Below are 13,658 nucleotides of genomic sequence, written 5' to 3' on the forward strand. Positions count from 1 at the left end.
TTCAACTCTGTTTACGTGCGTGAGCGAAGGTGATGCGAAAGCAACTGCCGCCTTGGCGTACCGAGTAGTCTAGGCGCGCCTGGTTGCTTTCGCATAGCTCGCGGGACAGGTAGAGGCCAAGGCCGGTGCCCTGGCTCTCGGTGGTGAAGAACGGTTCGAACAGGTGCTGGCGCTGCTCGGCGGCGACGCCGGGGCCGTTATCCAGGACTTCCAGGGTCGGCAGCCCGTTGTTCGGGTCCACTGCCAAGGTCAGCCAGACCTGCGCCAGCTCATGCAACTGGGCGCTGTAGCGCAGGCCGTTTTCCAGCAGGTTGTTCAGCACCTGGGTCAGTTGCAGCGGATCGGCGCGGGTCTGCAGGGACGCGTCGTCGATCTGCAGGTGCAGGCACTGTTTGGGCCGGGAACGCTCGCGCCATTCGTTGACAAAGGCCTGCAGCCACTCATTGAGGTCGAGCAGTTGCGCTTGCGTCTGGCGCCGCCGGGACAGCTGGAGCACGTTCTCGATCACCAGGTTCATGCGTTTGGACTGGTCCTGGATGATCTGCGTGAGACGGCGGTCCGCCTCCGGCATCTGCTCCGACTCCTGTAGCAGTTGGGCGGCGTGGCTGATGGCGCCCAATGGGTTACGGATCTCATGGGCAATCCCGGCGGTCAGGCGCCCGAGGGCCGCGAGCTTGAGCTGCTGGGCCTGCTGGGCGATCTGCGACAGGTCTTCGAGGAAGACCAGTGTCTGGGTCTGCTCGCCGCGCTTGAGCGCGATAAAGCTGGGCTGCAGGATCGGCCCGGCGCCGAGGATCTTCAGGCTTTGCGGGCGCAGTATCGGATTGCGTTGCCAGACTTGCAGGCGCTCGACCAATTCCAGGGAATAGGCGTCGAGCACATGACCGTTCAGGTCCTGCTCCCCCATCAGCGTCAGCGCCCCCTGGTTGGCGAGCTGCACCCGGTGTTGTTCGTCGAGTACCAGGATGCCGGTGCGCATGCGTTGCAGGATCAGGGCGTTGAGCTCTTCCAGATTGGTGACGTCGCTGGCGCGTTGTTCGGCGAGGTTTTCGCTCACCGCCAGCAACCGGGTCAGACCCTGCACCAGAACCGCGGCAGCGAAGCACAAGATGCCCAGCAAACCGGCCTGCACGTAATAGCCGGCGGCGGCCGGGCGGCTGAAGCTCAGGTAGAAGGTCAGGTAAATGATGCCGATGGCCGCGACGGCGGCGATCAGCAGGCCGATGCGGCCGCGCAGCAGTACGTTGCTGATGGCCACGGAGGCGATCAGCAGGTTGCCGATGCCGCTCGGTGCGCCGCCGGCGGCATAGAACAGGCCGGACAGCATCACCGCATCCGCCAGTGCCAGGATAAAGACCTGGCCCTGGCGCCTGGGGTTTTCCAGCAGGGCCACCACCAGGATATTCAGGATCAGGTAGATCCAGCTACCGGTGCGGAACAGTTCGCCGTCGGTCAGCTCCAGCAGTTTGTCGTCCATCTTGCTGGAGATCAGCAAGACCAGGGCGATACCGATGCTCAGACGGTAAAGGTGATAAAGCCGTAGCAGGCGCTGGGCCTGGGCACCGCCGAGACTGAAGGTCTCAGCGCTCACGAGGGCCCGGGCCTTGCTCGAGGTGGGCCTGGCTGCAATACCAGTCCTGTTGCACGCTCAGGGCGCGGTCACGGGGCAGGTGCACGCCGCAATGGGCGCAACGGACCATGGGCGCGGCTTCCAGTGTGTCTGCCGGGCGGTGGGGGGCGGTGGGCCGATTGAATTTACGCCAGAACCACACGGCGGCCGCAATCAGTGCAATCCAGAACAGTAGGCGAACCATGGCAACCCGCTTATTGGCAAATGATCCGGCAGTTTAGCCAAGGACATGCCGGGCGCACAGCGCATTTGATGGGGGGCGTGGCGAAGGCAAAAAAAAGAGCCCTCAAGGGCTCTTCTCTGAGACGCGGTGGAGTAGAGCTAACACCTCAAGCCTGTAGGAGGACGCCGCACCGCCGCGAAGCTTTTGGCGTCCCTGAGGGCCTCTTCGCTGGCAAGCCATGCTCCTACAGAGAGCGTGTTCGTTGACTCAGTCGAAGACGCCAAAGGTCATGTAGCTGAACCAGGAGCGGTTGCTGCTGCCTTTGCTGCCTTCGGCCTCGTGTTGCTCTTCCTGGGCCGCATCGCCGCCTTCCGGCTTCAGGTCCGACGGAATCGAATCCTTGGCGTCCTGGAACTGCTTGACCACGTCCTGGTTGGCGCGGGTTTCGCCCGGCGGCAGCGGTGGACGGGATTCGATCAGGCCCAGGGTGACCTTGCTCATCCACGAACGGTTGTCCGCCTCGGCGACCCGTGGCACGAACTGACCGTCCACCAGCGTCGGATGGTTCGGGTAGTTGGTTTTCAGCACTTCGAGGCTCGAAGCCGCCAGTTCGTCCAGGTGCAGACGCTGGTACGACTCGACCATCACCGCCAGGCCGTCACCGACCGAAGGGGTTTCCTGGAAGTTTTCCACGACATAACGACCGCGGTTGGCGGCGGCGACATAGGCCTGACGGGTCAGGTAGTAGTCGGCCACGTGGATCTCGTAGGCCGCCAGCAGGTTGCGCAGGTAGATCATGCGCTGCTTGGCGTCCGGCGCGTAGCGGCTGTTCGGGTAGCGGCTGGTGAGCTGGGCGAACTCGTTGTAGGAGTCACGGGCCGCGCCCGGGTCACGCTTGGTCATGTCCAGCGGCAGGAAGCGCGACAGCAGGCCGACGTCCTGGTCGAACGAGGTCAGGCCCTTGAGGTAGTAGGCGTAGTCCACGTTCGGATGTTGCGGGTGCAGGCGAATGAAACGCTCGGCGGCCGACTTGGCAGCCTCAGGTTCGCCATTCTTGTAGTTGGCATAGATCAGTTCGAGCTGGGCCTGGTCGGCGTAGCGACCGAACGGATAACGCGACTCCAGAGCCTTGAGCTTGGCGGTGGCGCTGGTATAGCTGTGGTTGTCCAGGTCGGCCTGCGCCTGCTGGTACAGCTCGACTTCGCTCAAGTTTTCGTCGACGACTTCCTTCGACGAGCAAGCAGCAGTCAGTGCGAGGATGGCGATCAGCAGCAGGTGTCTCACTTGCATGGCGGCTTGCGTCCCTATGACGGCCGCTGTCTTGGGCGGGGCCGTCCTGTTATGATGAGTGCCCCGTTGATAGCCTCGGGGCAAAAGACGCCGTATTTAACCACAAGCGCGCAGCCGAAACCAAAGGCTGTGCCGACGCCTAGTCCGAGCATGTCCGATAAAATTGAACTTCGCGCAGAGGTGCCGTCCGAACTGGGCGGCCAACGCCTCGATCAAGTCGCCGCCCAACTCTTCGCTGAGCACTCACGCTCGCGCCTTTCCGCCTGGATCAAAGACGGCCGCCTGACTGTGGATGGCGCGGTTATCCGCCCACGAGACATTGTCCATGGTGGCGCTGTCCTTGAACTGATTGCCGAGCAGGAAGCTCAGGGTGAGTGGATCGCCCAAGACATCGAACTCGATATCGTCTATGAAGACGACGACATCCTGGTGATCAACAAGCCTGCGGGCCTGGTGGTGCATCCGGCCGCCGGTCACGCCGATGGCACCTTGCTCAACGCCTTGCTGCACCACGTGCCGGACATTATCAATGTGCCGCGCGCGGGCATCGTGCACCGCCTGGACAAGGACACCACCGGTCTGATGGTGGTCGCCAAGACCATCCAGGCCCAGACGCAGCTGGTCACGCAATTGCAGAGCCGCAGCGTCAGCCGGATCTACGAATGCATCGTGATCGGCGTGGTCACCGCCGGCGGCAAGATCAATGCGCCCATCGGTCGCCACGGCCAGCAGCGCCAGCGCATGGCGGTGATGGAAGGCGGCAAGCAGGCGGTGAGTCACTACCGTGTGCTGGAACGCTTCCGTTCCCACACCCATGTCCGGGTCAAGCTGGAAACCGGTCGTACCCACCAGATTCGCGTGCACATGGCCCACATCAACTTTCCGTTGGTCGGCGATCCTGCCTACGGCGGTCGCTTCCGTATTCCGCCGGCGGCCAGCGTGACCATGGTCGAGTCGCTGAAAAACTTCCCGCGCCAGGCCCTGCACGCACGTTTCCTCGAGTTGGATCATCCGACCAGCGGTAAGCGTATGAGCTGGGAGTCGCCACTGCCGGACGATTTCGTCTGGTTGTTGACGTTGCTCAAGCAGGACCGCGAGGCGTTCATCGGGTGAGTGACTTCCTGATTCCCGACTGGCCTGCGCCGGCGCGGGTCAGGACCTGCGTGACCACGCGGGCGGGCGGCGTCAGCCTGGCGCCGTTCGACAGTCTCAACCTCGGTGATCATGTCGACGACGATCCCCTTGCCGTCACGGAAAACCGCCGTCGCCTCACCGATACCTTTGCTATTCAGCCCGCCTGGCTGCGCCAGGTGCACGGTGTCGGGGTGGTCGAGGCCGATCCGACGCTGACCGTCGAAGCCGACGGCAGTTGGACGAGTACGCCGGGCATTGCCTGCACCTCGATGACCGCCGATTGTCTGCCGGTGTTGTTTTGCGACCGTGCCGGCACCCGCGTAGCCGCTGCCCATGCCGGTTGGCGCGGGTTGGCCGCAGGCGTGCTGGAAGCCGCGGTCGATCGACTGGACGTGCCGGCGTCGCAAATCCTCGTCTGGCTCGGCCCGGCCATCGGCCCCGGTGCCTTCGAAGTGGGGGCGGAAGTGCGCGAAGCCTTTCTCTCTACGCATCCTGAAACAATCGAAGCCTTTGTCCCCAGCGTCAATGCCGGACGCTTCATGGCCGATATTTATGCCCTGGCGCGCCTGCGTCTGGCCGCCCGCGGAATCACCGCCGTCCATGGTGGCGGGCTGTGTACGGTCAGCGACCCGCGCTTTTTCTCCTACCGGCGCAGTCCGCGTACCGGTCGCTTCGCCTCCCTGATCTGGCTGGAAGACTAGACTCTTCTGATCTTCGTCAAGCTTGTGACGCTTGAATCTCTCAGAATAGGCCGCATCTACTGAGGCATCTGGCAGGTTTCTTTATTCAGGTGCGTCCTTTGCTCCGGCCTGCTCCAAAGGAAGGTGACTCATGCGTATAGATCGTTTAACCAGCAAATTGCAGTTGGCGTTGTCAGACGCCCAATCCCTGGCGGTCGGCCACGATCATCCGGCCATCGAGCCTGCGCACTTGATGCAGGCGCTGCTGGAACAGCAGGGCGGCTCGATCAAACCCCTGCTGTTGCAGGTCGGTTTCGACATCAACAGCCTGCGCAAGGAATTGAGCAAAGAGCTCGATCAATTGCCGAAAATCCAGAATCCCACCGGCGACGTGAACATGTCCCAGGATCTGGCGCGCCTGCTCAACCAGGCCGATCGCCTGGCCCAGCAGAAGGGCGACCAATTCATTTCCAGCGAGCTGGTGCTGCTCGCCGCCATGGACGAGAACAGCAAGCTGGGCAAGTTGCTGCTCGGCCAGGGTGTGAGCAAGAAGGCCCTGGAGAATGCCATCAACAACCTGCGCGGCGGCGAGGCGGTCAATGACCCCAACGCCGAGGGCGCGCGCCAGGCCCTGGACAAGTACACCGTCGACCTGACCAAGCGTGCCGAAGAAGGCAAGCTCGACCCGGTGATCGGCCGTGACGACGAGATCCGTCGCACGATCCAGGTGCTGCAACGGCGGACCAAGAACAACCCGGTGCTGATCGGCGAGCCCGGCGTGGGCAAGACCGCCATTGCCGAGGGCCTGGCCCAGCGCATCATCAATGGCGAGGTGCCGGATGGCCTGAAGGGCAAGCGCCTGCTGTCCCTGGACATGGGCGCGCTGATTGCCGGCGCCAAGTACCGCGGCGAGTTCGAAGAGCGCCTGAAGTCGCTGCTCAACGAACTGTCGAAGCAGGAAGGGCAGATCATTCTGTTTATCGACGAACTGCACACCATGGTCGGCGCCGGCAAGGGCGAAGGCTCGATGGATGCGGGCAACATGCTCAAGCCGGCCTTGGCCCGTGGCGAGCTGCATTGCGTCGGGGCGACCACGCTCAATGAATATCGCCAATATATAGAGAAGGATGCGGCCCTTGAGCGGCGCTTCCAGAAGGTACTGGTGGACGAGCCGAGCGAGGAGGACACCATTGCCATCCTCCGTGGCCTGAAAGAGCGTTACGAAGTGCACCACAAGGTGGCGATCACCGACGGTGCGATTATCGCGGCGGCCAAGCTCAGTCATCGTTATATCACCGACCGCCAGTTGCCGGACAAGGCCATCGACCTGATCGACGAGGCCGCCAGCCGTATCCGCATGGAGATCGACTCCAAGCCGGAAGTGCTGGACCGTCTGGAGCGTCGCCTGATCCAGCTCAAGGTCGAATCCCAGGCACTGAAGAAAGAAGACGACGAAGCGGCAAAAAAACGCCTGGAAAAACTCCAGGAAGAAATTGTCCGCCTGGAACGCGAGTACGCCGACCTGGAAGAGGTCTGGACTTCGGAAAAAGCCGAAGTGCAGGGCTCGGCGCAGATCCAGCAGAAAATCGAGCAGTCGCGCCAGGAATTGGAAACGGCACGCCGTAAAGGCGATCTCAACCGTATGGCGGAGCTGCAATATGGCGTGATTCCGGATCTGGAGCGCAGCCTGCAGATGGTCGACCAGCACGGCAAGAGCGAGAACCAGCTGCTGCGCAGCAAGGTGACCGAAGAGGAAATCGCCGAAGTGGTGTCGAAGTGGACCGGTATCCCGGTGTCCAAGATGCTCGAAGGCGAGCGCGACAAGCTGTTGAAGATGGAAAGCCTGCTGCACCAGCGCGTGATCGGCCAGAACGAGGCGGTGGTGGCGGTGGCCAACGCGGTACGCCGTTCCCGGGCCGGCTTGTCCGATCCGAACCGTCCGAGCGGCTCCTTCATGTTCCTCGGCCCGACCGGGGTGGGCAAGACCGAGCTGTGCAAGGCCCTGGCCGAATTCCTTTTCGATACCGAAGAGGCCATGGTGCGCATCGATATGTCGGAGTTCATGGAGAAACACTCCGTGGCGCGCCTGATCGGGGCGCCACCGGGCTATGTGGGCTATGAGGAAGGCGGTTACCTGACCGAGGCCGTACGGCGCAAGCCTTACTCGGTGATCCTGCTGGACGAGGTCGAGAAGGCCCACCCGGATGTGTTCAACATCCTGCTGCAGGTGCTGGAAGACGGTCGCCTGACCGATAGCCATGGTCGTACGGTGGACTTCCGCAATACCGTGATCGTGATGACCTCCAACCTGGGCTCGGCGCAGATCCAGGAGTTGGTGGGGGATCGCGAGGCGCAGCGGGCAGCGGTCATGGATGCGGTGAGTACGCATTTCCGGCCGGAGTTCATCAACCGGATCGACGAGGTGGTGATTTTCGAGCCTTTGGCCCGGGATCAGATCGCCGGTATCACCGAGATCCAGTTGGGTCGCCTGCGCAGTCGCCTGGTGGAGCGCGAGCTGAAGCTGGAACTGAGCAGCGAGGCCTTGGACAAGTTGATCGCGGTGGGCTACGACCCGGTCTATGGCGCGCGGCCGCTCAAGCGTGCGATCCAGCGCTGGATCGAGAACCCGTTGGCGCAGTTGATCCTGTCGGGGCGGTTCCTGCCGGGAACGAGCGTGACGGCCTCGGTGGTCAACGACGAGATCGTGTTTGCCTGAGTACCCGGGATCACCCTTGTAGGAGCCGGCTTGCCGGCGATGGCGTCCGCAAGGTCGATGCAAGGCTTGCTGGCCTCATCGTCGGCAAGCCGGCTCCTACACAGTGTATTGCGATTTCGCAGGTTTTTTTCGATAGGGCGTTGAACTCAGGGGCAAAGGCTTGTAAAGTGCGCCCCGCAGTACGTCACCCCTCGGATTTCTCCCACAAGGGAAGTTCGAAAAAAGATTGCAAATCATTGTCTTGAAAGCAATTTAAGGGGTTGACAGAGGTTTTCAGAGTTGTAGAATAGCGCGCCTCAGACAAGCGAACGCAGCGATGCAAAAGCCTGGTTGAGGAAGCTTTCAGCGATGGAAGTCTGCGGTAAGAGTTGTAACTTGAAATATGTAGTTCCGTGATAGCTCAGTCGGTAGAGCAAATGACTGTTAATCATTGGGTCCCAGGTTCGAGTCCTGGTCACGGAGCCAATTTCAAATCGGGGTATAGCGCAGTCCGGTAGCGCGCCTGCTTTGGGAGCAGGATGTCAGGAGTTCGAATCCCCTTACCCCGACCATTTTTGGGTCGTTAGCTCAGTTGGTAGAGCAGTTGGCTTTTAACCAATTGGTCGTAGGTTCGAATCCCACACGACCCACCATTTTTGAAACCAGTTCGCTGGGATTGAATCTTAAGATCAGAGGCCAAAAGCGCTGATCGCAGAAGGCGCCTTTAACGGGTGCCTTTTTTTTACCGGGGTATAGCGCAGTCCGGTAGCGCGCCTGCTTTGGGAGCAGGATGTCAGGAGTTCGAATCCCCTTACCCCGACCATCTTCAGAAAAAAAGCACTCGCAAGGGTGCTTTTTTTTGCCTGTATTTTACTCAAGGCTTTTGATCGCCCTGGACTGTAGGAGCGAGCTTGCTCGCGATGGGCTCAAGAGCGCCGCGTGTACCGGCTAAACACGCGTTATCGTTCACGACCATCGCGAGCAAGCTCGCTCCTGCTATGGCACCCGCTATCAGTGCAACTTCAACCGTGGGTCGGTCCCGCGTCCGATCCGACTGCCCAGCATCAGCATCAGGGTGCGGAAGGTGCCATACAGCGCCATCTGGTGCATCCGGTACAGCGACACATAGAACATCCGCGCCAGCCAGCCTTCCAGCATCACGCTACCGGTCAGGTTACCCATCAGGTTGCCGACGGCGGAAAACCGCGACAGCGAAATCAGCGAGCCGTAGTCGGTATAGCGATACTCCGGCAAGGTCTTGCCTTCGATACGTAGTTTCAGCGACTTGGCCAGCAATGACGCCTGCTGGTGGGCCGCCTGTGCCCGTGGCGGTACATTGCGGTCGGTCCCCGCCTGCGGACAGGCCGCGCAATCACCGAAGGCAAAGATATTCTCGTCGCGGGTGGTCTGCAGCGTCGGCAGCACCTGGAGCTGATTGATCCGGTTGGTTTCCAGGCCATCGATGTCCTTGAGAAAGCCCGGTGCGCGAATCCCTGCCGCCCAGACCTTGAGGCTCGCCGCAATCACCTGGCCGTCGGCGGTCACCAGGTTGTCCGCGGTCACTTCACTCACGGCCGCATTGGTCATGACCCGCACCCCGAGTTTTTCCAGGGTCTTGTGCACCGGTCCGCCGATACGCTCCGGCAAGGCCGGCAACACCCGAGGACCGGCCTCGATCAGGGTGATATGCATGTTTTCCGGTTTGATCCGGTCCAGGCCATAGGCCGCCAGCTCGTGAGCGGCGTTATGCAGCTCCGCCGCCAGTTCCACGCCCGTGGCACCGGCGCCGACAATCGCCACGCTGATCTGCTCGACCGTATCGGTCTGTCCGGCATGGGCGCGCAGGTAGTGGTTGAGCAATTGCTGGTGGAAACGTTCGGCCTGTTTGCGGGTGTCGAGGAACAGGCAATGTTGCGCCGCGCCCTCGGTGCCGAAATCGTTGGTGGTGCTGCCCACCGCGATCACCAGCGAGTCGTAGCCCAGTTCCCGGGCAGGTAGCAGCTCTACGCCGTGTTCGTCATAGGTGGCGGCCAGCTGGATTTTTTTCTGCTCGCGGTCGAGCCCGCTCATGCGCCCCAGCTGGAACTCGAAGTGGTTCCATTTCGCCTGGGCGACATAGTTGAGCTCGTCGGCCGAAGAGTTGAGGGAACCGGCCGCCACTTCATGCAGCAGGGGTTTCCAGATATGGGTCAGGTTCGCGTCGACCAGCATGACGCTGGCAATGCCGCGTCTGCCCAGGGTCTTACCCAGGCGGGTCGCCAGTTCCAGGCCGCCGGCGCCGCCGCCGACGATCACGATACGATGGTTCATGGGGATATCTCGCAAGGCTAAAGGAAATCTGTGCCTGCGTTATCCGGGCGAGCGCGAGGCAGCTCATAGCACCAGGTAACTCAGGAAGCGGCTCAACAGGCCCAGGCCGATGACCACGGCGAGCACCACCACCAGGAGCATCCACGGCCGAAAGGGCCGGCGCTCGACTTGGTGTTGGGGAAGCTGCAGATACTGATCGACATGCTGCTGGTCGTCGGGGTTCAGGCGGCTGGTCATGGGAGCCTCGTCAGGTAGACGTCACTAAGGTGCTTTGTATCACTGGTACAGTGATTACGCCATGGCTTACAAACTGATGCCGACGTCGAAAACAATGCTGCGCCCCAGATTGCCCCGCAGGAAGTCCGGGGCATCGGGGTGGGCGAACAGCACCCGGGCGAAGGTCGGCCCCACCAGCGACAGCGAGCGCCAGCCCTGGCGCAGGTATTCGGTCGGCGGCGGGAAGTGGCTGTTGAGATCGAGCACTTCGCGCTTGAGACTGGCGAAGGCGATGATGTCCAGCTCACCCAGGTCCAGCCCGCGCTCCTTGTAATTGTGGGCTTTCTTGCGCAGGGTCGGGGCCAGCCGCTGCAACAACTCGGAGGCGGGAATGCGCCTGGGCTTGGCTTCGCGGCGCACCAGCTGGCTCAGGGAAAAGGCGCTGCGCCGGCGCTGCAACTCTTCGCGCCACTCATCGTTCAGCCGCCGGCCTTCGTCGAGGACGAAAAACACCTCGAAGCAGGCATCGCGAAACAGCACGTCCGGCGGCTCTTGGGCGGGGTGGAAGTCTTCGGCGCGATAGGGAATGTTCAGTCCTTGCAGCAGGCGCTGGCAGACCCAACGCTCACGCTCCCATTTGCGGGCATTGGAAAGAAAGGTGTTGGCTTGCTCCGCCTGGATGGTCAGCAAGCGTAAAAAATCCGAGTCGTCCATGGCCCAAGCTTAGCGTCGAAACTGCAAAGGCTGGAAGTCCTGGGCAATTTTTGTCGACGCGATGCGTCGTAACGGGCGGTGTAGACTTCAGGACTCAAGCCGGCAAGTGTTATCGAGTCCGCGGAGTGTGGAGATGTTTTTATGATCGGCGCGCAACTGCTGTCGCCCGCCAGCCTGGTCATCGGTTGGCTGATCTATCTGCCGGTGGTGGTCTGGGCGATCTGGCGTTCGCCCTGGGTCGAGCTGTTCACCGACAGTCGCCGCCAGCACCTGCTGTTCGGCACGGTCTTCGCCCTGTTTCTGCTCTGGCTGGTGCGACGTGACTTCGATACCGGGGTGTCCTATCACTTTATCGGCCTGACGGCGGTGACCCTGCTGCTGGACTGGCCACTGGCGATTGTCGGTGGTCTGGTGGCGCAGCTCGGCCTGGTGTTGCTGGGGCGCCAGGACCTGGCCGCGCTCGGTGTCAACGGCAGCTTGCTGATCCTGCTGCCGGTGCTGGTGACGGAGGTCTGCGCGATCCTGGTGGAGCGGGCGCAGCCGCGTAACCCCTTTGTGTATATCTTCTGCTCGGGCTTTTTCGCCGCCGCCCTGGCGGCTTTGTTCTGCCTGCTGGTGAGCCTTGGATTGCTCTGGTTCGACGGGCGTTTCGCCCTGCCGGAGTGGCTGGGGGATTTTGTCGGTTACCTGTGGCTGATCATTTTCCCCGAGGCTTTTATCAACGGCATGGTGGTCAGCGCGCTGGTGGTGTTCTGTCCTGAGTGGCTGGAAACCTTCAACCGCACTCGCTACCTGTCGGCCCCCTGGAAGGACAATGAGCCCCGTTGACCTGGGTCAAGCCGGCAGGTTCGCCCCACGACCATGCTGCGGAAAAAACCGGGAGCAAGGTCATGAGTGTGTACGAATGGGCGCGTCAGCAGGTGCAGGCCAGTCTGGAAGATGCACAAGTGGAGGGATTCGAACCGGGGCTGGGCCTGCGCGCCTTGCTCAGCGCGGTGGTGCAGCAGAGCAAGGCGTTGCGCAGTGCGGAGGATCTGGCGGACGAACTGCAATTTCTCGCCGAGAACCTCGATGACGAGCAGGACTACGGTTTTATGCGGCCCTGATCCCCTGATCCCCTGATCCCCTGTGATCAGTGGGCGCGGGGCGGCAGATCGTCGGAGAACAGGTCGTCCTCGGCATCGGGGCTGACGGGAATCTTGTGTTCTTCCGAGGCCCAGGCGCCGAGGTCGATCAGTTTGCAGCGGTCGGAGCAGAACGGCCGCTGCGGATTGGCGGCGGTCCATTCCACGGGGGCGCCGCAGGTCGGGCATTCAACGGTCAAGGGTTGGCTCATGAGTGGCCTCCACGCAAAGTCAGATAAAGGTGATGCAGACGCTCGACCTCGCTCCGTAGCCAGGCCTGGTCGCGGTCGTTGACCAGCACATCGTCGGCATGGCGCAGGCGTTCTTCGCGACTGGCCTGGACCTTGAGGATGGCCTGCACCTGTTGTTCGCTGGTCTGGTCCCGTTGCTGTGTACGTTGGATCTGCAACGCCTGCGGGGCGTCGATCACCAGCACGCGCTGGGTGTTCTTGTATTGTCCCGATTCGATCAGCAGCGGCGAGACCAGGATCGCATAGGGCGATTGTGCCCGGGCCAGGTGGCTGGCGATCTCTTCGCCGATCAGCGGATGCAGCAGGGCTTCGAGCCAGCGCCGTTGTTCCGGGGCTTCGAAGATCAGCGTGCGTAGGGCGGCGCGGTCCAGTTGGCCGTCGGCTTGCAGCACGCCGGGGCCGAAGTGCTCGGCGATCTTCGCCAGCGCCGGGCGACCGGGCTCCACCACCCAGCGGGCGGCGTGATCGGCGTCCACGGTGTGGATGCCCAGGTCGATAAAGTGCTGGGCCGCTGCGCTCTTGCCGCTACCGATGCCGCCGGTAAGGCCGAGAATCCAGGGTGTTGAAACGGCTGTGGTCATTTGAAACCGGCAAACTGCAGATAGGAAGCGGTTATTTGACCACCCCAGAGCAAGGCAATCCAGCCGGCAATTGCCAGATAGGGACCGAAGGGGATCGGAGTCGAGGTCTGGGCGTTGCGCAGGCGCAGCAGAATCAGGCCGAGCACGGCGCCCACCAGGGATGAGAGCAGGATGGTCAGCGGCAGGATCTGCCAGCCGCCCCAGGCACCGAGCATCGCCAGCAGCTTGAAGTCGCCATGGCCCATGCCTTCCTTGCCGGTGAGCAGCTTGAATGCCCAGTAGACGGACCAAAGGCTCAGGTAACCGGCTACGGCGCCCCACAGGGCGTCGTCCAGGTAGGTGAAGAGACCGAAGTGGTTGGCGATCAGGCCGAGCCAGAGCAGTGGCAGGACCAGGGCGTCAGGCAGGAGCTGGTGATCGGCGTCGATCAGGCTCATGGCCAGCAGGCCCCAGGTCAGCACCAGCATCAGGCCGGCGGGCCAGCCGAAGCCGAAATGCCAGGCGACAAAGGCTGAGAGCAGGCCGCAGGCCAGTTCGGTGAGCGGGTAGCGTTTGCTGATGGGGGCCTTGCATTGGGAGCACTGGCCGCGCAGGAGCAGGTAGCTGACCAGCGGCAGGTTTTCCCAGGCGCGGATCTGGTGGTTGCAGTGCGGGCAATGGGAGTGGGGTAGCAGCAGGTTGTAGGTTGGACCGGGCGCGGGTTGGGGCAGACCGAGGACTTCGTGAGCCTGGGTGCGCCAGTCGCGCTGGAGCATTTTCGGCAGGCGCCAGACCACGACGTTGAGGAAGCTGCCGACGATCAGACCGAGGAGCAGGGTGAATAAAACAAAGGCCAGCGGGTGGCTGGCCAGGAAGTCGGGTAGGGGCATC

The 13,658-nt window shown here is 62.2% G+C and carries 14 protein-coding genes and 4 tRNA genes; 9 read left to right on the forward strand and 9 right to left on the reverse strand.

Translation table 11 applies throughout. The annotated features are described in order from the left end of the window. Window position 1: 1 nt before the first annotated feature. From HX830_RS06315 to HX830_RS06325, 3 genes are all read right to left on the reverse strand, one after another. Window positions 2–1,591 (reverse strand): sensor histidine kinase, encoded by a 1,590-nt coding sequence (locus HX830_RS06315; RefSeq protein ID WP_177099361.1) that lies wholly within the window; start codon window positions 1,589–1,591, stop codon window positions 2–4. Further along, window positions 1,581–1,814, reverse strand: a complete 234-nt coding sequence (locus HX830_RS06320) for a PP0621 family protein (RefSeq protein ID WP_177099363.1) — start codon at window positions 1,812–1,814, stop codon at window positions 1,581–1,583. The genes HX830_RS06315 and HX830_RS06320 overlap by 11 nt, the downstream gene beginning before the upstream one ends. A 246-nt stretch (window positions 1,815–2,060) precedes the next feature. Further along, on the reverse strand, window positions 2,061–3,083 hold the full coding sequence (locus tag HX830_RS06325) for an outer membrane protein assembly factor BamD (protein ID WP_103498792.1): 1,023 nt from the start codon (window positions 3,081–3,083) through the stop codon (window positions 2,061–2,063). A 150-nt stretch (window positions 3,084–3,233) separates the two neighbouring features. On the opposite strand from HX830_RS06325, the gene rluD reads away from it, so the two are divergent. From rluD to HX830_RS06360, 7 genes are all read left to right on the forward strand, one after another. Beyond that, on the forward strand, window positions 3,234–4,196 hold the full coding sequence (gene rluD, locus HX830_RS06330; RefSeq protein ID WP_103498791.1) for a 23S rRNA pseudouridine(1911/1915/1917) synthase RluD: 963 nt from the start codon (window positions 3,234–3,236) through the stop codon (window positions 4,194–4,196). Further along, entirely contained in the window at window positions 4,193–4,918 is a 726-nt protein-coding gene (pgeF, locus tag HX830_RS06335) for a peptidoglycan editing factor PgeF (protein WP_177099365.1), read from the forward strand. The genes rluD and pgeF overlap by 4 nt, the downstream gene beginning before the upstream one ends. A 130-nt stretch (window positions 4,919–5,048) precedes the next feature. Beyond that, on the forward strand, window positions 5,049–7,613 hold the full coding sequence (gene clpB / locus HX830_RS06340) for an ATP-dependent chaperone ClpB (RefSeq protein ID WP_152742072.1): 2,565 nt from the start codon (window positions 5,049–5,051) through the stop codon (window positions 7,611–7,613). Window positions 7,614–8,002: 389 nt separating this feature from the next. Continuing rightward, window positions 8,003–8,078 (forward strand) — tRNA-Asn (locus HX830_RS06345). Between the two features lie 9 nt (window positions 8,079–8,087). Further along, a tRNA-Pro gene (locus HX830_RS06350) sits at window positions 8,088–8,164 on the forward strand. Between the two features lie 5 nt (window positions 8,165–8,169). Next, window positions 8,170–8,245: transfer RNA gene (locus HX830_RS06355), tRNA-Lys, on the forward strand. A gap of 93 nt (window positions 8,246–8,338) precedes the next feature. Next, window positions 8,339–8,415, forward strand: a tRNA-Pro gene (locus HX830_RS06360). 188 nt (window positions 8,416–8,603) lie between these two features. On the opposite strand, the gene HX830_RS06365 is transcribed toward HX830_RS06360, so the two are convergent. The 3 genes from HX830_RS06365 to HX830_RS06375 form a co-directional block, all read right to left on the reverse strand. Further along, on the reverse strand, window positions 8,604–9,902 hold the full coding sequence (locus HX830_RS06365; protein WP_177099367.1) for an NAD(P)/FAD-dependent oxidoreductase: 1,299 nt from the start codon (window positions 9,900–9,902) through the stop codon (window positions 8,604–8,606). A gap of 63 nt (window positions 9,903–9,965) precedes the next feature. Then, on the reverse strand, window positions 9,966–10,139 hold the full coding sequence (locus HX830_RS06370; RefSeq protein ID WP_100941192.1) for a DUF3094 family protein: 174 nt from the start codon (window positions 10,137–10,139) through the stop codon (window positions 9,966–9,968). Window positions 10,140–10,205: 66 nt separating this feature from the next. Continuing rightward, on the reverse strand, window positions 10,206–10,832 hold the full coding sequence (locus HX830_RS06375) for a DUF1780 domain-containing protein (RefSeq protein ID WP_103494689.1): 627 nt from the start codon (window positions 10,830–10,832) through the stop codon (window positions 10,206–10,208). Window positions 10,833–10,973: 141 nt separating this feature from the next. Between HX830_RS06375 and HX830_RS06380 the strand changes: the two genes are divergently transcribed. Next, entirely contained in the window at window positions 10,974–11,660 is a 687-nt protein-coding gene (locus HX830_RS06380) for an energy-coupling factor ABC transporter permease (protein WP_177099369.1), read from the forward strand. Window positions 11,661–11,722: 62 nt separating this feature from the next. Next, window positions 11,723–11,938: a hypothetical protein gene (locus HX830_RS06385; protein ID WP_103494742.1), complete on the forward strand. Its 216-nt coding sequence runs from the start codon at window positions 11,723–11,725 to the stop codon at window positions 11,936–11,938. Between the two features lie 26 nt (window positions 11,939–11,964). On the opposite strand, the gene yacG is transcribed toward HX830_RS06385, so the two are convergent. From yacG to HX830_RS06400, 3 genes are read right to left on the reverse strand one after another with little or no spacing between them, the layout of a single operon-like run. Continuing rightward, a complete protein-coding gene (yacG, locus tag HX830_RS06390) occupies window positions 11,965–12,168 on the reverse strand; it encodes a DNA gyrase inhibitor YacG (RefSeq protein ID WP_040071046.1) in 204 nt (67 codons plus the stop codon). Beyond that, window positions 12,165–12,788, reverse strand: a complete 624-nt coding sequence (gene coaE, locus HX830_RS06395; protein WP_177099371.1) for a dephospho-CoA kinase — start codon at window positions 12,786–12,788, stop codon at window positions 12,165–12,167. Before coaE ends, yacG begins: the two co-directional genes overlap by 4 nt. Continuing rightward, window positions 12,785–13,657 carry a prepilin peptidase gene (locus tag HX830_RS06400; protein ID WP_177099373.1) on the reverse strand — a complete coding sequence of 291 codons (873 nt, stop codon included), beginning with the start codon at window positions 13,655–13,657 and terminating at the stop codon, window positions 12,785–12,787. Before HX830_RS06400 ends, coaE begins: the two co-directional genes overlap by 4 nt. Between the last annotated feature and the right edge of the window lies 1 nt (window position 13,658).

Origin of the sequence: Pseudomonas gingeri (assembly GCF_013385425.1) — a bacterium.
Classification (GTDB): domain Bacteria; phylum Pseudomonadota; class Gammaproteobacteria; order Pseudomonadales; family Pseudomonadaceae; genus Aquipseudomonas; species Aquipseudomonas gingeri_D.

Excerpts from the sequence above, each read along its gene's own strand:
- HX830_RS06320 (WP_177099363.1), bottom strand. The coding sequence starts at position 1,814 with ATGGTTCGCCTACTGTTCTGGATTGCACTGATTGCGGCCGCCGTGTGG.
- HX830_RS06325 (WP_103498792.1), bottom strand. The coding sequence starts at position 3,083 with ATGCAAGTGAGACACCTGCTGCTGATCGCCATCCTCGCACTGACTGCT.
- rluD (WP_103498791.1), top strand. The coding sequence starts at position 3,234 with ATGTCCGATAAAATTGAACTTCGCGCAGAGGTGCCGTCCGAACTGGGC.
- clpB (WP_152742072.1), top strand. The coding sequence starts at position 5,049 with ATGCGTATAGATCGTTTAACCAGCAAATTGCAGTTGGCGTTGTCAGAC.
- HX830_RS06365 (WP_177099367.1), bottom strand. The coding sequence starts at position 9,902 with ATGAACCATCGTATCGTGATCGTCGGCGGCGGCGCCGGCGGCCTGGAA.
- HX830_RS06370 (WP_100941192.1), bottom strand. The coding sequence starts at position 10,139 with ATGACCAGCCGCCTGAACCCCGACGACCAGCAGCATGTCGATCAGTAT.
- HX830_RS06375 (WP_103494689.1), bottom strand. The coding sequence starts at position 10,832 with ATGGACGACTCGGATTTTTTACGCTTGCTGACCATCCAGGCGGAGCAA.
- HX830_RS06380 (WP_177099369.1), top strand. The coding sequence starts at position 10,974 with ATGATCGGCGCGCAACTGCTGTCGCCCGCCAGCCTGGTCATCGGTTGG.
- HX830_RS06385 (WP_103494742.1), top strand. The coding sequence starts at position 11,723 with ATGAGTGTGTACGAATGGGCGCGTCAGCAGGTGCAGGCCAGTCTGGAA.
- yacG (WP_040071046.1), bottom strand. The coding sequence starts at position 12,168 with ATGAGCCAACCCTTGACCGTTGAATGCCCGACCTGCGGCGCCCCCGTG.
- coaE (WP_177099371.1), bottom strand. The coding sequence starts at position 12,788 with ATGACCACAGCCGTTTCAACACCCTGGATTCTCGGCCTTACCGGCGGC.
- HX830_RS06400 (WP_177099373.1), bottom strand. The coding sequence starts at position 13,657 with ATGCCCCTACCCGACTTCCTGGCCAGCCACCCGCTGGCCTTTGTTTTA.